At 68.8% G+C, this 16,239-nt stretch carries 18 protein-coding genes; 14 read left to right on the top strand and 4 right to left on the bottom strand.

Annotated features, from left to right (window positions below):
- Positions 1-114: 114 nt before the first annotated feature.
- The 10 genes from QUE68_RS23045 to groL all read left to right on the top strand — a co-directional run bounded on the left by QUE68_RS23045 (position 115) and on the right by groL (position 10,107).
- Complete coding sequence (locus QUE68_RS23045; RefSeq protein ID WP_286274528.1) at positions 115-1,536, top strand: NAD(P)H-hydrate dehydratase; 1,422 nt, start codon at positions 115-117, stop codon at positions 1,534-1,536.
- Positions 1,537-1,548: 12 nt separating this feature from the next.
- A complete protein-coding gene (locus QUE68_RS23040; RefSeq protein ID WP_286274527.1) occupies positions 1,549-2,943 on the top strand; it encodes a glutamate decarboxylase in 1,395 nt (464 codons plus the stop codon).
- Between the two features lie 48 nt (positions 2,944-2,991).
- Entirely contained in the window at positions 2,992-4,161 is a 1,170-nt protein-coding gene (gene alr / locus QUE68_RS23035; protein WP_286274526.1) for an alanine racemase, read from the top strand.
- Positions 4,158-5,279, top strand: coding sequence for an alpha/beta fold hydrolase (locus QUE68_RS23030; RefSeq protein ID WP_284235144.1), 1,122 nt, complete (start codon positions 4,158-4,160; stop codon positions 5,277-5,279). The genes alr and QUE68_RS23030 overlap by 4 nt, the downstream gene beginning before the upstream one ends.
- Positions 5,272-5,766: a tRNA (adenosine(37)-N6)-threonylcarbamoyltransferase complex ATPase subunit type 1 TsaE gene (tsaE, locus tag QUE68_RS23025; RefSeq protein ID WP_284235145.1), complete on the top strand. Its 495-nt coding sequence runs from the start codon at positions 5,272-5,274 to the stop codon at positions 5,764-5,766. Before QUE68_RS23030 ends, tsaE begins: the two co-directional genes overlap by 8 nt.
- Positions 5,763-6,392, top strand: a complete 630-nt coding sequence (gene tsaB / locus QUE68_RS23020) for a tRNA (adenosine(37)-N6)-threonylcarbamoyltransferase complex dimerization subunit type 1 TsaB (protein ID WP_286274525.1) — start codon at positions 5,763-5,765, stop codon at positions 6,390-6,392. The genes tsaE and tsaB overlap by 4 nt, the downstream gene beginning before the upstream one ends.
- The gene (gene rimI, locus QUE68_RS23015) at positions 6,389-6,853 is read left to right on the top strand and encodes a ribosomal protein S18-alanine N-acetyltransferase (RefSeq protein WP_284235147.1); all 465 of its coding nucleotides are present in this window, start codon (positions 6,389-6,391) and stop codon (positions 6,851-6,853) included. The genes tsaB and rimI overlap by 4 nt, the downstream gene beginning before the upstream one ends.
- Complete coding sequence (gene tsaD / locus QUE68_RS23010; RefSeq protein WP_286274524.1) at positions 6,850-7,872, top strand: tRNA (adenosine(37)-N6)-threonylcarbamoyltransferase complex transferase subunit TsaD; 1,023 nt, start codon at positions 6,850-6,852, stop codon at positions 7,870-7,872. The genes rimI and tsaD overlap by 4 nt, the downstream gene beginning before the upstream one ends.
- Before the next feature lie 217 nt (positions 7,873-8,089).
- Positions 8,090-8,392 (top strand): co-chaperone GroES, encoded by a 303-nt coding sequence (groES, locus tag QUE68_RS23005; RefSeq protein ID WP_056556946.1) that lies wholly within the window; start codon positions 8,090-8,092, stop codon positions 8,390-8,392.
- A 95-nt stretch (positions 8,393-8,487) separates the two neighbouring features.
- Entirely contained in the window at positions 8,488-10,107 is a 1,620-nt protein-coding gene (gene groL / locus QUE68_RS23000) for a chaperonin GroEL (protein ID WP_284228581.1), read from the top strand.
- A 52-nt stretch (positions 10,108-10,159) separates the two neighbouring features.
- Here groL and QUE68_RS22995 read toward each other — a convergent pair whose 3' ends face one another.
- The gene (locus tag QUE68_RS22995; RefSeq protein ID WP_284228580.1) at positions 10,160-10,291 is read right to left on the bottom strand and encodes a hypothetical protein; all 132 of its coding nucleotides are present in this window, start codon (positions 10,289-10,291) and stop codon (positions 10,160-10,162) included.
- A gap of 66 nt (positions 10,292-10,357) precedes the next feature.
- Positions 10,358-10,534 (bottom strand): hypothetical protein, encoded by a 177-nt coding sequence (locus QUE68_RS22990; protein WP_284228579.1) that lies wholly within the window; start codon positions 10,532-10,534, stop codon positions 10,358-10,360.
- 221 nt (positions 10,535-10,755) lie between these two features.
- Here QUE68_RS22990 and QUE68_RS22985 point away from each other — a divergent pair, with 221 nt between their 5' ends.
- Positions 10,756-12,183 carry a threonine/serine exporter family protein gene (locus tag QUE68_RS22985; RefSeq protein WP_286275918.1) on the top strand — a complete coding sequence of 476 codons (1,428 nt, stop codon included), beginning with the start codon at positions 10,756-10,758 and terminating at the stop codon, positions 12,181-12,183.
- An 82-nt stretch (positions 12,184-12,265) separates the two neighbouring features.
- Here the strand turns inward: QUE68_RS22985 and QUE68_RS22980 are convergent, their stop codons facing one another.
- Complete coding sequence (locus tag QUE68_RS22980; protein WP_284228578.1) at positions 12,266-12,556, bottom strand: WhiB family transcriptional regulator; 291 nt, start codon at positions 12,554-12,556, stop codon at positions 12,266-12,268.
- A gap of 442 nt (positions 12,557-12,998) precedes the next feature.
- On the opposite strand from QUE68_RS22980, the gene QUE68_RS22975 reads away from it, so the two are divergent.
- The 3 genes from QUE68_RS22975 (at position 12,999) to QUE68_RS22965 (ending at position 15,641) form a co-directional block, all read left to right on the top strand.
- Positions 12,999-13,778, top strand: coding sequence for a hypothetical protein (locus QUE68_RS22975; protein ID WP_286274523.1), 780 nt, complete (start codon positions 12,999-13,001; stop codon positions 13,776-13,778).
- Positions 13,779-13,873: 95 nt separating this feature from the next.
- The gene (locus tag QUE68_RS22970; RefSeq protein WP_284228576.1) at positions 13,874-14,452 is read left to right on the top strand and encodes a sigma-70 family RNA polymerase sigma factor; all 579 of its coding nucleotides are present in this window, start codon (positions 13,874-13,876) and stop codon (positions 14,450-14,452) included.
- The gene (locus tag QUE68_RS22965; RefSeq protein ID WP_286274522.1) at positions 14,445-15,641 is read left to right on the top strand and encodes an anti-sigma-D factor RsdA; all 1,197 of its coding nucleotides are present in this window, start codon (positions 14,445-14,447) and stop codon (positions 15,639-15,641) included. Before QUE68_RS22970 ends, QUE68_RS22965 begins: the two co-directional genes overlap by 8 nt.
- Before the next feature lie 145 nt (positions 15,642-15,786).
- On the opposite strand, the gene QUE68_RS22960 is transcribed toward QUE68_RS22965, so the two are convergent.
- The gene (locus QUE68_RS22960) at positions 15,787-16,191 is read right to left on the bottom strand and encodes a DUF5319 domain-containing protein (protein WP_284228574.1); all 405 of its coding nucleotides are present in this window, start codon (positions 16,189-16,191) and stop codon (positions 15,787-15,789) included.
- Between the last annotated feature and the right edge of the window lie 48 nt (positions 16,192-16,239).

Raw genomic sequence — 16,239 nt, 5'->3', positions numbered from 1 at the left:
CCAGCCCGATTACTACGGTGCTTCGTGTTCGATCCCGACGGGATCAACGTCGAAGCGGTGTGCCATTACCCGGAGTAGGCCGAACTCTCGCTGTGACGACGTAACGTAGGCCGGGTGCGGCACTACTACACCGCGGACGTCATCCGTGAGGCGGAAGCGCCGTTGCTCGCCAGCCTTCCCGACGGAGCCCTCATGCGCAGGGCCGCCTACGGCCTTGCGGGCGCCATCTCCCGCGAACTGCACTTCCGCACCGGCGCGATCGCCGGCCGCCGGGTATGTGCGGTGATTGGTTCCGGCGACAACGGCGGCGACGCACTCTGGGCGGCGACGTTGCTCCGCCGCCGCGGCGTGACGGCGTCGGCGATCGTGCTGAACCCGGAGCGGGTGCACCGCGCCGGGCTCGCGGCATTCACGCGATCCGGCGGCCGTGTCGTCGAAACCCTGCCACCAGCAACGGATCTGGTCATCGACGGGGTGGTCGGCATCTCCGCGACCGGTTCGCTGCGTCCCGATGCCGCCGCGGTGTTCGCCGACGTCGAGGCCGCGGGCGTCCCCGTCGTGGCCGTCGATCTGCCCAGTGGTGTCGACGTGCATACCGGCACGACCGACGGACCTCACGTCACCGCCGCGCTGACCGTCACCTTCGGCGGCCGCAAACCGGTTCACGCCCTTGGAGATTGCGGACGGGTGGAGCTGGTCGACATCGGCTTGGAGCTGCCCGGTTCCGAACTGCGCGAGATGGACAGTTCCGACGTCCGCACGCGGTGGCCCCTTCCCGGCGTGCGCGACGACAAGTACACCCAGGGTGTAACGGGTGTGATGGCAGGTTCGTCCACCTATCCCGGTGCGGCCATCCTGTGTACGGGTGCGGCAGTCGCCGCCACCTCGGGCATGGTGCGGTACGCGGGAACCGCTGCGGCGGAGGTGGTCTCGCACTGGCCCGAGGTGATCGCCACGCGCGGGGCCAACGCGGCGGGCCGGGTGCAAGCCTGGGTGGTGGGGCCGGGGCTCGGCACCGACGAAGCCGGGGCCGCGGCGCTGTGGTTCGCCCTCTCCACCGACCTGCCCGTGATCGTCGACGCCGACGCGCTCACCATCCTGGCCGCACATCCCGACGTCCTCGCGGGACGAACGGCACCCACCGTGCTCACCCCGCACGCGGGCGAGTTCGCCCGGCTCGCCGGCCATCCGCCGGGCGACGATCGCGTGGGTGCCACCCGACGGCTGGCGGAGGCGTTTGGCGCCACCGTCCTGCTGAAGGGCAACGTCACCATCGTGGCGCAGCCGGACGGGCCCGTCTATCTCAATCGCGCAGGCCAATCGTGGGCTGCCACAGCGGGTTCCGGTGACGTGCTCTCCGGTGTGATCGGTGCCCTACTGGCATCGGGTCTGCCCCCGGCCGAGGCCGCGGCGTCGGCGGCCTTCGTTCATGCCCGCGCCGCGGGCCTGGCCGCCGGTGCTCCGGGCCCGCGTCCCGCGCCCACGTCCGCGTCGGGAATCCTCGCCCACGTCCGATCGTCCATCGCCACTCTCTAGAAGGGTCACCAGATGTCACGCAAGCACACTCCGGCAGGATCGATCGCCCCGGCCTATACCGGCAGACTCTCCACCGCGCCGGTGCCGAGGCTGCGCATGCCCGACGAATCGATGGACCCGGAGGCCGCCTACCGGTTCATCCACGACGAGCTCATGCTCGACGGCAGCTCACGGCTGAACCTCGCCACCTTCGTCACCACGTGGATGGACCCCGAGGCCGAGAAGCTGATGGCCGAGACATTCGACAAGAACATGATCGACAAGGACGAGTACCCCGCGACCGCCGCCATCGAGCAGCGCTGCGTATGCATGGTCGCGGACCTCTTCCACGCCGAGAACCTGCGTGACGACGACCCGAGCAGTGCGATCGGCGTGTCCACGGTGGGGTCCAGCGAGGCCGTGATGCTGGCCGGGTTGGCGATGAGCTGGCGGTGGCGGGCGAAGGTCGACCCCGAGAACAAGGGGGAGTGGCGCAGCCGCAGACCGAATCTCGTCATGGGGTCCAACGTGCAGGTGGTGTGGGAGAAGTTCTGTCGCTACTTCGACGTCGAGCCCGTCTACCTCCCGATGGAGGAGGGTCGCTACGTGATCACCCCCGAGCAGGTTCTCGCCGCCGTCGACGAGGACACCATCGGCGTGGTGGGCATCCTTGGCACCACCTACACCGGCGAGCTCGAGCCGATCGCCGAGATCTGTAAGGCCCTCGACAAGTTGGCCGCCGACGGCGGTGTCGACGTTCCGGTGCACGTGGACGCGGCCAGCGGTGGCTTCGTCGTGCCGTTCCTGCACTCGGACGTGACGTGGGACTTCCGCCTTCCCCGGGTGGTGTCGATCAACGTCAGCGGCCACAAGTACGGGCTGACCTACCCGGGCATCGGCTTCGTGGTGTGGCGCAGCGCCGAGTACCTGCCCGACGAGCTGGTCTTCCGGGTCAACTACCTCGGCGGTGACATGCCGACCTTCACGCTGAACTTCTCCAAGGGCGGCAATCAGGTCGTCGGCCAGTACTACAACTTCCTGCGACTTGGTCGAGCCGGTTACGGCCAAGTCATGTCATGCCTCTCGGGCACCGCGCGCTGGCTCGGTGACCAGCTGCGTGACAGCGAGCACTTCGAGCTCATCTCCGATGGCTCGGCGATCCCGGTGGTCAGCTTCTGGCTCAAGGGCAAGCGGGGCTATACCGAGTTCGACGTCTCGCACGGGTTGCGCGCGTACGGCTGGCAGGTGCCGGCGTACACCATGCCCGCCGACGCGACGGACGTGACCGTGCTGCGGGTCGTGGTGCGCGAGGGGTTCTCCACAGACCTCGCCAGGGCCCTGGTGGACGACATCCTCACCACGCTGAAGACCCTGGACCAACTCGAACCCAACGGCCACTTCGACACGTTGCAGCCCTTCGCGCACTAGGCCCGGCGACCCAGCCCGGCGGGCTCTGGGACAATCGACGACGGTGACATGACCATGGACACGACCCAGCTCCCGACATCGACGGCCGCCGCCAAGGCGGTGGTGGACCTCGGCGCGATCGAGCACAACGTGCGCCTGCTGCGCGACCGTGCCGGATCGGCCGAGGTGATGGCGGTCGTGAAGGCCGACGGTTACGGCCACGGGGCCACTCAGGTCGGTCGGGCCGCGATCGCAGCGGGCGCCTCCGAACTCGGCGTCGCGACCCTCGACGAGGCGCTGGCCCTGCGCCGCGACGGCGTGACCGCGCCGGTGCTGTGTTGGCTGCATGCCCCGGGCACCGACTTCGCCCCGGCGCTGCGGGCCGATGTCCAGGTGGGAGTCTCCTCGACGGGCCAGCTCGCCGAGGTGCTCCACGCGGTCGGCGTCACGGGGCGCACCGCCGTGGTCACCGTGAAGGTGGACACGGGCTTGAACCGCAACGGTGTTGCCGCAGCGGACTTCGGCGACCTCCTGGTGGCGCTGCGACGGGCTGTCGCCGACGATGCGATCCGGCTTCGCGGCATCATGTCGCACCTCGCCAACGGTGACGATCCGACCAGCCCGGTCAACGACCAGCAGGCGCAGCGCTTCTCGGAGATGCGCCGTCGGGCGCGCGAGGTAGGCGTCGAGTTCGAGGTCGCGCACCTGTGCAACTCTCCCGCGGCGCTGACGCGTCCCGACCTCGCCTTCGACATGGTGCGCCCGGGCATCGCGGTCTACGGGCAGACTCCCATTCCGGCCAACGGCGACATGGGTTTACGGCCGGCGATGACGTTGACCTGTCCCGTCGTCATGGTCCGAGCGTTGAAGGCGGGGGACGGCGTCTCCTACGGTCATACCTGGATCGCCAAGGCCGACACCACCGTGGCGCTCATCCCCCTCGGGTACGCCGACGGTGTCTTCCGCGGGCTGAGCGGCCGCATCGCCGTCATGATCAACGGGCGGCTCCGGCCGAACGTCGGTCGGATCTGCATGGACCAGTTCGTGGTCGACCTCGGCCCCGGGCCCGTGGACGTCCGCGAGGGTGACGAAGCCGTGCTCTTCGGTCCCGGCGACGCGGGTGAGCACACGGCGCAGGACTGGGCCGAACTGCTGGGCACCATCAACTACGAGGTGGTCACCAGCCCGCGCGGCCGGTTGTCCCGGGTGTACGTCGGCGCGACGGGCGAAAACCGTTGAACGACTTCCCCGGTGGCGGCTCGCGCCGCAACAGGCGAGCGCGGCGCTGGTTGGCCGGCGCCGCCGGGCTGTCGGCGGTCGGCGGGCTCGCCGGAACCACCGTGGCCCGCTCACTTACCCGACGAGTGGCTGACGTCGACCCGCACCGCGACGAGGACTTCGAACTGCTCGACGCCGATCGGGGGTGCGTGGTGACCACGCCCGACGGTGTGCCGCTTGCGGTTCGGGAGGTGGGACCCGCCGACGCGCCGCTGACGGTGGTCTTCGCCCACGGTTTCTGTCTGCGCATGGGGGCCTTCCACTTTCAGCGGGCGCGGCTGACCGAGCAGTGGGGTTCGCAGGTCCGGATGGTCTTCTACGATCAGCGCGGGCACGGCCAGTCCGGTGATGCGCCTCCCGAGACGTTCACCGTTCCCCAACTGGGGCAGGACCTCGAGTCGGTGTTGGCGGTGATGGCGCCCCGCGGGCCGGTGGTCCTGGTGGGGCACTCGATGGGAGGGATGACGGTGCTGGCCCACGCCCGCCAGTACCCGCAGCGCTATCCCCACCGGATCGTGGGCGTTGCACTGATTTCGTCTGCCGCCGAGGGCGTTTCGCGCTCACCCTTGGGTGAGATACTGAAGAACCCGGTCCTCGAGGCGGCTCGCTTCGCCGTGCGCTACGCACCCAAGGCGGTTCATCGCACCCGCGGTGCGGCCAGTTCGGTGATCGGACCAGTGCTGCGGGCGGCGTCCTACGGGGACGAGAAGATCAGCAGCAGCGTCGTGGCGTTCTCCGAAAGGATGATGCACGGGACGCCGATCTCCACCCTGATCGGGTTCCTGCATGCGCTCGAGGTGCACGACGAGACCGCCGCCCTTGCCACGCTGGCGCAGGTGCCCGCCCTGATCGTCTGCGGTGACCACGACCTGTTGACGCCGATGGAGTACTCCGAGAACATGGCCGCTCAGTTGCCGAAGTCCGAGCTCGTCATCGTCGGCGGCGCGGGCCATCTCGTGCAACTCGAGCAGCCCGAGATCGTCGATGACGCGCTGGTGCGACTCGTCGAGCGCGCAACGCCCTCGAAGCTGGTCGCGATGGCGCGTCGGCTGAGGGAACGGGCTCGCAATCATGGCTGAGGTGCTCGAGGGAACCGCCGAGCTGGCGACCGCGGAGGACACCGCCGGCCTCGGCGCCCGGTTGGGCGCGGATCTGCGGGCCGGTGACGTCGTCGTGCTATCCGGCCCATTGGGTGCGGGAAAGACGGTGTTGGCAAAGGGAATTGCGCGCGCCATGGACGTCTCGGGCACGGTCACGTCGCCGACCTTCGTCCTGGCCCGCGTACACCCGGCGCGACGGGCGGGCTCGCCGGCCATGGTGCACGTCGACGTCTACCGGCTTCTCGACCACGCCGGCGCCGACCTGCTGGCAGAGCTGGATTCCCTCGACCTCGACACCGACCTCGACGATGCCGTCGTGGTCGTCGAATGGGGTGAGGGGCTTGCCGAACGGCTGTCGGACCGCCACCTCGACATCAGGCTCGAGCGCGGGAGCGACACCGACGTTCGGGTGGCGACCTGGCGGTGGCAGCGGGGCGAGCGCAGCGACGGGGAGGCGACTTCGTGACCGTCGTCCTCGCCATCGACACCGCCACCCCCGCCGTCACCGCCGGGGTGGTGCGCCGCGGCCCCTCGGGAGTCGACGTCGTGGGCGAACGGGTCACCGTCGACCCCCGCGCGCACGCCGAGCAGCTCACTCCGAATGTGTTGGACGCCTTGGCCGATGCCGGTCTGCGCATGGCCGACCTCGGTGCCGTCGTCGTGGGTTGCGGCCCCGGACCGTTCACGGGCCTGCGCGTAGGGATGGCGACTGCCGCCGCCTACGGCCACGCCCTCGGCATCCCCGTCTTCGGGGTGTGCAGCCTCGACGCCATCGGCGTGGATACCGCCGGCGACGTCCTGGTAGTCACCGATGCCCGCCGTCGCGAGGTGTACTGGGCGCGATACCGCGACGGTGTCCGCATCGACGGCCCCGCCGTGAATGCGCCGGCCGACGTTCCCGCCGGCGCGGTGGCCGTGGCCGGATCACGTCTGCACGCAGCGCTTTTCGAGTTGCCGCTGCTGGCTCCCGTCGAACCGACCGCGTCGGGGCTCGTGCGCGTCGTCGATTGGTCCGTTTCGGAGCCGGAGCCGCTCGTCCCGCTGTATCTGCGGCGTCCGGACGCCAAGCCGCAACAGCCTGTGTGCCCATGACCGTCGAATACGGACCGCTCACGGTCGGCGACGCGGATCGCTGCGCGGAGTTGGAGAGTGAACTGTTTCCCGGCGATGACCCCTGGCCTGCCGTGGCGTTCATCCGCGAGCTGGAGTCCGCGCACAACCACTACGTCGCCGCTCGTCTGGACGGCGAAGTCGTCGGCTATGCGGGTATTACCAGACTGGGACGAAAGCCGCCCTACGAGTACGAGGTTCACACCATCGGCGTCGACGTACGAGTCCAGGGCCGGGGCGTCGGTCGGGCGCTGCTGGACAACCTGTTGGACATCGCCGACGGCGGCACGATCTTTCTCGAGGTGCGGACCGACAACGCGGCGGCCATCGGCCTGTACGAGAGTGTCGGCTTTACGGTGGTGGGCATGCGCAAACGGTATTACCGGGTCAGCGGTGCCGATGCGTACATGATGCGGCGACCGGCCAAGGAGGTGGCGAAGTGATCGTCTTGGCGATCGAGAGCTCTTGTGACGAAACGGGTGTGGGCATTTGTCGGCTTGACGACGACGGGACCGTGACGTTGCTCGCCGACGAGGTGGCCTCCAGCGTCGACGAACACGCCCGGTTCGGCGGCGTGGTCCCCGAGATCGCCTCACGCGCGCATCTCGAAGCGCTCGGGCCCACCATGCGCCGGGCGCTGGCCGTTGCGAACGTGACCAAGCCGGACGTCGTCGCAGCCACCATCGGGCCTGGCCTCGCGGGTGCGTTGTTGGTGGGAGTTGCTGCGGCAAAGGCGTATTCGGCGGCCTGGGGGGTGCCGTTCTATGCGGTGAACCACCTCGGCGGGCATCTCGCCGCCGACGTCTACGACCACGGCCCGCTACCCGAGAGCATCGGTCTGCTGGTGTCGGGTGGGCACACCAACCTGCTGCACGTCCGGTCGTTGGGGGAGCCGATCGAGGAGCTCGGCAGCACGGTCGACGACGCCGCCGGCGAGGCGTACGACAAGATCGCCCGGCTTCTCGGCCTCGGCTATCCCGGCGGCCGCGTGCTCGACGACCTGGCGCGCACCGGCGACCGCGAGGCGATCGTGTTCCCGCGCGGTATGACCGGACCTCGCGACGACCCCTACGCCTTTAGCTTCTCGGGGCTCAAGACGTCGGTCGCCAGGTACGTCGAGTCCCACCCGGACGCCGCGACGGCCGACGTCGCAGCCGGCTTCCAGGAGGCGGTCGCCGACGTGTTGACGAGGAAGGCGGTCCACGCCGCAGAGGCACTCGGCGTATCGACGCTGCTGATCGCCGGGGGAGTCGCCGCCAATTCGCGCTTGCGCGAACTCGCCGAGGAGCGCTGCGCCGCGGCCGGGGTGACGTTGCGGGTGCCGCGGCCGAGGCTCTGCACGGACAACGGCGCGATGATCGCCTCGTTCGCTGCGCATCTGATTGCCGCGGGTGCGCCGCCGTCGCAGTTGGCCGTGGCGACCGACCCGGGCTTGCCGGTGGTGACGGGGCAGGTCGCGTGAGACTCTCGGTGGCGCGGAGAAGCGAGTGAGCCATAGCCTTGAGGAACTAGCACTCGCGTGTATAGAGTGCTAAGTGGCAGGCGGCCAAACCCCGCTCCGGCTCCCGCGACGACGGCGCGACGGCTAGGACGCATGCCGAACAACTAACAACTGCTGGAAAATCCGTGAAGGTCCGGGAATCGTCCCGGATCGCACCCCTATCAATGTGGAGGGCTCCATCGTGGCCGTGAACATCAAGCCACTCGAGGACAAGATCCTCGTTCAGGCCAATGAGGCCGAGACTACGACCGCTTCCGGTCTGGTCATCCCCGACACCGCCAAGGAGAAGCCGCAGGAAGGCACCGTCGTCGCAGTTGGCCCCGGCCGCTGGGACGAGGATGGCGAAAAGCGCATCCCCCTGGACGTCGCCGAAGGTGACACCGTCATCTACAGCAAGTACGGCGGCACCGAGATCAAGTACAACAACGAGGAGTACCTGATCCTGTCGGCACGCGACGTGCTGGCTGTCGTCTCCAAGTAAGCGTCAGCATTCCGCCCCGGAGGTCCCCGTTCACACGGGCGATGTCCGGGGCGGCATGCGTTTGAGTCTCATCTACGTAGACAGAAAGAACATTCATGAGCAAGCAGATTGAGTTCAACGAGACTGCGCGCCGGGCGATGGAGGCGGGCGTCGACAAGCTCGCCGACGCGGTCCGCGTGACCCTCGGACCGCGCGGTCGGCACGTGGTGCTCGCCAAGGCGTTCGGCGGCCCGGTCGTCACGAACGACGGCGTCACCATCGCCCGCGAGATCGACCTCGAGGACCCGTTCGAGAACCTCGGTGCCCAGCTGGTCAAGTCGGTCGCCACCAAGACCAACGACGTCGCGGGCGACGGCACCACCACCGCCACCGTGCTCGCCCAGGCGATCATCAAGTCCGGGCTGCGCAACGTGGCCGCGGGCGCCAACCCCATCGAGTTGGGCATCGGCATCGCCAAGGCCGCGGACGCGGTGTCCGAGGCCCTGCTGGCCGCCGCCACCCCGATCACCGATCAGAACGGCATCGCGCAGGTCGCGACCGTGTCGTCGCGTGACGAGGTCATCGGTGCACTGGTCGGCGAGGCCATGACCAAGGTCGGCCACGATGGCGTCGTCACCGTCGAGGAGTCCTCGACGCTGAACACCGAGCTCGAGGTCACCGAGGGCGTCGGCTTCGACAAGGGCTTCACCTCGGCGTACTTCATCACCGACTTCGACGCCCAGGAAGCCGTCCTCGAGGACGCACTGGTGCTGCTGAACCGGGAGAAGATCAGCTCGCTTCCCGACCTGCTGCCACTGCTGGAGAAGGTCGCGGAGTCCGGCAAGCCGCTGCTGATCATCGCCGAGGACGTCGAGGGTGAGGCGCTGTCGACCCTGGTCGTCAACGCCATCCGCAAGACGCTCAAGGCCGTCGCCGTGAAGGCGCCGTTCTTCGGTGACCGCCGCAAGGCGTTCCTCGACGACCTCGCGGTCGTCACGGGTGGCCAGGTGGTCAATCCCGACGTCGGTCTGCTGCTCCGCGAGGTCGGCCTCGAAGTGCTGGGCACCGCGCGACGCGTGGTCGTCAGCAAGGACAGCACCGTGATCGTCGACGGCGGCGGTAGCCACGACGCGATCGAGGGCCGCAAGTCGCAGTTGCGCGCCGAGATCGAGGCCACCGACTCCGACTGGGACCGCGAGAAGCTCGAGGAGCGTCTGGCCAAGCTGTCCGGCGGCGTCGCCGTCATCAAGGTCGGCGCGGCCACCGAGACTGATCTCAAGAAGCGCAAGGAGGCCGTGGAGGACGCGGTCGCGGCAGCCAAGGCCGCCGTCGAGGAGGGCATCGTCACCGGCGGTGGCGCCGCCCTCGTCCAGGCGGGGTCGGTGCTCAAGGCGCTGCGCGAGTCGCTGACGGGTGACGAGGCGCTCGGCGTCGACGTCTTCGCGTCGGCTCTGCCGTCGCCGCTGTACTGGATCGCCACCAACGCCGGGCTCGACGGCGCGGTCGTGGTGAACAAGGTGTCGGAGCTGCCGGCCGGGCAGGGTTTCAACGCTGCGACGCTGACGTACGGCGATCTGCTGGCCGACGGTGTCGTCGACCCCGTGAAGGTGACCCGCTCCGCGGTGGTCAACGCGGCGTCGGTGGCGCGGATGATCCTCACCACCGAGACGGCGATCGTCGACAAGCCGGCCGACTCGGAGGATAGCGGCCACGGCCATCACGGCCACTCGCACTAGCTAGCCGCAACGAAGTACCCCCGGCCGGAAACGGCCGGGGGTGTCTTCGTTTCTAGGTGGTCTGATCGGGGATGGTGGGATCGTCACCGAACTCGGGATCGGGGCTGTCACCGCCCGGGCCCGTGACGGGCTCCGTCTCATCGTTGGCGTCGGTCTGGCGTTCGTCGCTGCGGGGCTCGGTCATGTCGACCACTTACCCACTTTTGGCAATGGCCGCGCGTGAAGAATCGGGTCGGTTCGGAAAACTCGTTCACGCGGCGGCGGGCAGCCTCATCGGCAGAGTGCTCATCGCGAAGTGGGTCTCCCCGCAAGGCGGGCAGAACACGTCGTACCGGAGCCCGCCACCGGGCATCGCGTCGAGCCGGAAGACCAGGAGTTCCGTGCATCGTGGGCACCGTGTCATGCCGTCTTCGACCGTGAAACTCATCGAAAGCCTTCCTGAGGGTGGCGGGTCATCGCGTCGCTCGCACGCAGCTCCCAAGCTAGCTAGTCAACCTAATAGATAGCTGAGAAGCAGGCCGATGTGCTGGGTCTCACCATGTGGATGGGTTACGCCCCGCATCTGACATGAGTAAAATCGGGTTGACTCCTTACTGATGGTCGGCACCGTGCCGTGCCGTGGCCAGGAGCGACCACACGAGAGTGACGATGCAGGAGGGCAGTGCCGTGGAGGCGACGCGTAATCGGGCCGGCCAACAGTGGCGGGCGCGTCAACGCGAAATCCTGACCCGCATCGTCCGGGAGACTGATCCGCCGACGGGAAGCCTGCCGCGCATCGCGGAGAGTCGGGACCTCGACGATGCCTACAGCGCGCGCGTCGGCGAGGTACTCGATCTGGCAGGAACGATCGGTGCCATCCTGATGGCGTCCGGAATGCCTGCGACCGCCACGATGGACCAGGTCAGGGGCATTGCGGGCGCGTACGGGCTGGAGCGTTGCGAGGTCGACGTCATCAACACGACGATCCACGTCTCTGCCTACCGCGGCCCGACGTCGGCGCCCGCCAGCACGCTCCACATCGTGCGGTCGCGTTCAATCGACTTCAGCAGGTTGGCGGCCGTCGACCGCCTGATCGGGCGCATCCGCGGCGGTGAAGTCTCGCCTTCGACCGCGCGCGACGAGCTCGACGCCATCAGTACTGCCCCGCACCCTTACAAGCGCTGGGTCGCCACGCTGGCTTGGGGTGCACTGGCCTTCGCGACGGCGGGAACCCTGGGCGCTGGTTTGCTGGCGTGTCTGGTGAGCGCCCTGAGTGCCATGACGATCGACCGGGTCAACCGGCGACTGAATCAGCACGGGCTGCCGTTCTTCTTCCAGTACGCGGTCGGGGGCGCGATCGCGACGGCGCCGCCGCTACTGCTGTATTGGCTCAGTCCCAAGCTGGGGATTCAGTTCGAGCCGACGGTCGCGATCGCAGCCGGCCTCGTCGTGCTCCTGGCCGGGCTGTCGTTGGTCGGCTCCGTCGGCGACGTCATCACGGGCGCCCCGGTGACGGCTGCCGCCCGCTTCTTCGAGTTGGTCATGATGACGGCCGCGACGATCGCCGGGGTGGCCTTGGTGCTGCACCTCGCCAACCGCTTCGGCGCGCCGTTCGTGGCGATCAGCGCCGACGGACCGCCCGCGCTGGCGGAGTTACCGGCCCGCGTCGCGTTCGGTGCGGCGAGCGCTGCGGCGTATGCCCTGGCCTGCTATGCCGAACGGAGCTCGGCGGTGGCCGCGGCATTCGGGGGTGCGACGGGCGCCCTCGTCTTCCTCCTGGCGCAGGGCGCGGGGCTGGGTGCGGTGGTGGCGTCGTTCGCCGCGGCGGTGCTGATCGGGTTGGTGGGGCGACTGATGGAACGACGCAATCTCGCTCCGCCGATGGTCGTGTCGATTACCGGCATCGTGCCCCTGCTGCCGGGCCTCGCCCTGCTGCACGGCATCTACGCGATCCTCAACGACCAGCACGCCGTCGGATTCGCCTCCGTGTTGGGCGCATTGGCGATCGGGACCGCGCTGGCGGCCGGTGTCACGTTGGGGGAGTGGAGTTCGTGGAAGGTTCGGCGGCGACGGGTCCACCCCGCCCGCGCCCGCTAGGTGTCAGCAGAACAGGCCCACCCCGTACGGGGTGGGCCTGTTCTGATACTGAGGCTGCTAGCTATCCGTCGCGCTGCGGCGCTCACGCGGTGCGGCGGATGCCCCGCTTGAGGAGGAGCTCCCGCTCGGACTCGCTGAGGCCACCCCAGATGCCATACGGCTCACCGACCGCGAGGGCATGGGACCGGCACTGGGCGACCACCGGGCAACTCCGGCACATCTCCTTGGCGCGCATCTCACGCTGGGCGCGGGCGCGGCCCCGCTCGCCGTCGGGATGGAAGAACATCGAGGAATCGACACCCCGGCAAAGTCCCGACATCTGCCAATCCCAGATGTCGGCGTTTGGCCCGGGCAACTGCTGCGGTTGTGGCATTGGGAAAATCCCTCTCTACGCGCATCTTTCGCGAACGAACGAAAGCGTGAGTCGTGTAGCTGATCCGAGCACGTGTCGCCGATGACTACTCGTGCACACAAACTAGAAGGGCTAGTGAACACGGGTCAATACCTTGCGCATGTGCTCAACCGCATAACGGCAGGCCGAGATTTAACATCACGTTCATCCTTGCGACGCGGGCGCAACGAGAAGAGTGATCACGAAACGCCAACCGCCCGATTTCGATTCGCGTTTGTCCTGCTCGCGCGCTTGCGCCGGCCATCCGTCGCGTGGTGGGGCCGAGCGACAGTTGACACGGTCGTAACACGGCGACCATGAACTGTTAACGAAAGTCGCGGTCCGCGCCTGTTCGGCGGACGCGGCAGCCCGTTCGAGCTTCCCCTGGTTCGCCGGACCGCGCGCGTTGATAGCCTCGCCGCGGATGAGCTCACTCGACGAGGCCGCGTTCGGGGAGGACCCCGGTCGATGGCCGTTGCCCGCCGCGGGCACGGCCGCCGAACTGTGGCTCCGAGCCGTGGCCGCGGGCGGCCAGGGCCGTTACGGCAGCGCGGCGGCCGACCTGGAATCGCTCGGGCGGACTCGACCCCACCGCGCCTTGGCGTCGCTCGCACACAGCACCAGGGCGTCGTTCCTGCGTCAGCTCGGCGGGCACCGCGAGGCCAGGGCGTGGGACGGCCTGGCGTGGGTCGCCGCGGACTCCAACCTCGCCGCCGGTGCCGACGCACTGATCGGTCTGGCCGCCGATGCGCTCGGTCTGGGCCGGTTCGCCCTGTCCCAGCGGTTGTTGCTACGCGCGGAAGGCCTCGTGGCCCTCGACGCCCCCGCCCGGCTCGCGGTGCGACTGTCCTGGGTGCACGCGGAACTGGCGATGTTCACCGGCGAGGGCACCGCGGCCGTCGGTCATGCCGAGAGCGCGGTCGACTCGGCACAGCGGTCGGGATCGGCGCGCCACCGCACCAAGTCGCAGGTCGTGCTCTCGGCTGCCCTGTGCAGTGCCGGCGACGTCGACGCGTCCAGGCGAGTCGCCGACGCGGCCCTGCGAGACGCCGAACGGCTGGGATTGATTCCCCTGAGCTGGGCTTCGGCCTCACTCCTCGCCGACATCGGTAGCGCGGAGTGCGGCCCCGCGGAGATCGCCGCACGTCGCGACGGGTTCGCCGAGGTCATCCGGCATCGGGGCGGGACGTGGACGGCGCGGTGAAACAGCGACTTACCTCCCGATCACTAGTCTCTAGCTGACACACCCGCTGAGAGGTGCCTCGTGCCCCATCCGTAACGCTGGAGATACTGCCCACGATGACAATTTCGGGAGACAGTCTCGATGGTGTCGTTGCCAGAGCGGTGAACGGCGATCGAGATGCACTCCGGGAAGTGCTGGAGACCATCCGGCCGATCGTCTTCCGGTATTGCCGGGCGAGGGTCGGGTCAGCGGAACGCAGTGGTCTCTCAGCAGACGACGTGGCTCAGGAGGTGTGCTTGGCCGCCATCACGGCGCTGCCGCGCTACAAGGATCAGGGACGACCGTTCCTGGCCTTCGTCTATGGCATCGCCGCACACAAGGTTGCTGACGCTCATCGCGCTCAGGGGCGCAACCGCGCCGACGCGACCGACACGCTCCCGGACCGTCCCTCACTCGAGGCAGGCCCGGAGCAGATGGCGATCGACACCGAAGCGGCCGAGCGCATGAACAAGCTGCTCGCGATCCTTCCGGAGAAGCAGCGCGAGATCCTGATCCTGCGGGTGGTCGTCGGCATGAGTGCCGAGGAGACCGCCGAGGCCGTCGGAAGCACTGCGGGCGCCGTACGGGTGGCGCAGCATCGCGCTCTGGCGCGTCTCAAGGGCGAGCTGAGCGGAACGGGGCGCGCAGATGCCTGACTTCGGTCGTTGGACGTCCAATGGTGGAGACCCGTCGCTCAACGAGATCAACCGGGCCGACAAGTTCTTCGAATCTCTCGCCACCAAGCAGTCGGTGTATTCGACTGACCGCGAAGAGGCCGAACTGGCCTTCCTGCTGTCCGGATGGCGCGACGACGTTCGGGACGCAGCCATCACGGCACCGGTGACCACACGCGACGCCGTGGCGGCCCTGCAGAGTGGCATGGCCAGGAACCGAGGGCCACGACGGTCGTTCGCGGTCGTCGGCTCCGTGGCCGCCGCCATGCTGTGCATCGGCGGGTTCGGCACGGCGGTGTACGGCGCCGGTCCGGGTGACACGTTGTACGGCATGCGGACGGCGTTGTTCGGGCAGAGTCAGGTAACCCGCGACGACCAGGTCGAGCTGGCGTCGGCGCAACTGGCGCAGGTGCAGCAGCTGATCGACGACGGCCAGTGGCAGGAAGCGCAGGACAAGCTCGTCGCCGTCAGCACCACGGTGCAGGACGTCGGACAGGTCGAGCAGAAGCAGCAGCTCGTCGAGCAGTGGAATGCGTTGACCTACAAGGTGGTCGAGCAAGATCCCGCGGCGACCCTGCCGCAGGGGGAGCCGTTGCCCGTCCTGCCGTCGTCGCCATTGACCTGGCTGCCGGTGCCCGTCGTCGAAGCGACGGCGTCATCGTCGACGTCCACGTCGTCGTCGGACGCTTCGGTGAGTTCGACGACCGACTCGTCGGCGCCGTCGGAGGTACCGCCGTCCGACGGGTCGACCACACCCACGTCGGCGTCGGCGTCGACGACTGCGGGCCCGACCTCCGTGTCTTCGCCGTCCTCGACCCCCGCCGCGTCGACGTCACCGGCTCCCACCACGGCAGTACCCGCGGCACCGCCACCGCCACCGCCGACGAGCACCGCCGTGCCGCCGACCCCAACGACCACGACGACCACGACGACCATCACCGCCGGGACGACCATCACGCAGGCGCCGGCCGCCATTGCGCCGCCGCCGCCGACGTCGGCCGCGCCTCCCGTCGTTCGGGCGACCTCGACGACGGTGACCTCTCCGCCGCCGTCGCCGGCGCCGCCTGCGGTCGCACCCGTGGAACCAACACGTCCGGCGACTACGACGCCACCGGTCGAGCGGCCCGTCGGCGAACCGGCGGTCACCACCACGGTGTTGCCGCCGTCGTAGACACCGGCTTCGGCGGGGCAGTCAGCAACGTCGGCTCGCGCCCTCGGCTGGCCCGCGAACTAGGCCAAGGCCCCCGCGAGGGCTCGATGGCAAACGGGTGTGACAGGACCGGCTAGAGGTGCCAGCGAAGGGGACGTCTACGCCCTCAGCGATAACCGTCTGATTCGGTCGTCGCCTCGTTGAGGGACGCATCGGCGTAGCCGCGGCAATAGTCCCAGGTGACATAGGCGTCGGGCTCGGGGTCGTAGGCCGGCTCGTGGGGCCGAACGGTCCCGTCCACCAGCAGCTGCAGGAGGTTGGCCCGCAACATGTCCCAGTCGTGATAGTGGTCCTGCTGGCATTCGTCGCAGCAGACCACTAGACCGCGGATTCCCTTGTGCCCCAACAGTGCTTCGTAAACGGCCAGATCGGCGAGATCGGCCTCGACGGCGATGCGTTCCTGTGGGTCCAACGGCTGCCCAGGCTCGAGTGCGTCCAGAGCCGCCGTAGGGTCGCTCGGATCATCGGCGAAGGGGTCGGGCGGCAAACCCGGTGGCAGATGGTCACGCACGGCTCCACACTACTCAGGACCGCGGGTGTCGCGCCAGCGATCCGCACG

Origin of the sequence: Mycolicibacterium sp. TUM20985 (assembly GCF_030295745.1) — a bacterium.
In the GTDB taxonomy this organism is placed as follows: domain Bacteria; phylum Actinomycetota; class Actinomycetes; order Mycobacteriales; family Mycobacteriaceae; genus Mycobacterium.
The sequence above is the reverse complement of the archived record's forward strand: the minus strand, read 5'-3'. Positions and strand labels throughout refer to the sequence as shown.

What these genes read in the sequence shown, in the direction of transcription:
- QUE68_RS23040 (WP_286274527.1), top strand. Translation starts at nt 1,549, where the DNA reads ATGTCACGCAAGCACACTCCGGCAGGATCGATCGCCCCGGCCTATACC.
- alr (WP_286274526.1), top strand. Translation starts at nt 2,992, where the DNA reads ATGACCATGGACACGACCCAGCTCCCGACATCGACGGCCGCCGCCAAG.
- tsaE (WP_284235145.1), top strand. Translation starts at nt 5,272, where the DNA reads ATGGCTGAGGTGCTCGAGGGAACCGCCGAGCTGGCGACCGCGGAGGAC.
- rimI (WP_284235147.1), top strand. Translation starts at nt 6,389, where the DNA reads ATGACCGTCGAATACGGACCGCTCACGGTCGGCGACGCGGATCGCTGC.
- groL (WP_284228581.1), top strand. Translation starts at nt 8,488, where the DNA reads ATGAGCAAGCAGATTGAGTTCAACGAGACTGCGCGCCGGGCGATGGAG.
- QUE68_RS22995 (WP_284228580.1), bottom strand. Translation starts at nt 10,291, where the DNA reads ATGACCGAGCCCCGCAGCGACGAACGCCAGACCGACGCCAACGATGAG.
- QUE68_RS22990 (WP_284228579.1), bottom strand. Translation starts at nt 10,534, where the DNA reads ATGAGTTTCACGGTCGAAGACGGCATGACACGGTGCCCACGATGCACG.
- QUE68_RS22985 (WP_286275918.1), top strand. Translation starts at nt 10,756, where the DNA reads ATGCAGGAGGGCAGTGCCGTGGAGGCGACGCGTAATCGGGCCGGCCAA.
- QUE68_RS22980 (WP_284228578.1), bottom strand. Translation starts at nt 12,556, where the DNA reads ATGCCACAACCGCAGCAGTTGCCCGGGCCAAACGCCGACATCTGGGAT.
- QUE68_RS22975 (WP_286274523.1), top strand. Translation starts at nt 12,999, where the DNA reads ATGAGCTCACTCGACGAGGCCGCGTTCGGGGAGGACCCCGGTCGATGG.
- QUE68_RS22970 (WP_284228576.1), top strand. Translation starts at nt 13,874, where the DNA reads ATGACAATTTCGGGAGACAGTCTCGATGGTGTCGTTGCCAGAGCGGTG.
- QUE68_RS22965 (WP_286274522.1), top strand. Translation starts at nt 14,445, where the DNA reads ATGCCTGACTTCGGTCGTTGGACGTCCAATGGTGGAGACCCGTCGCTC.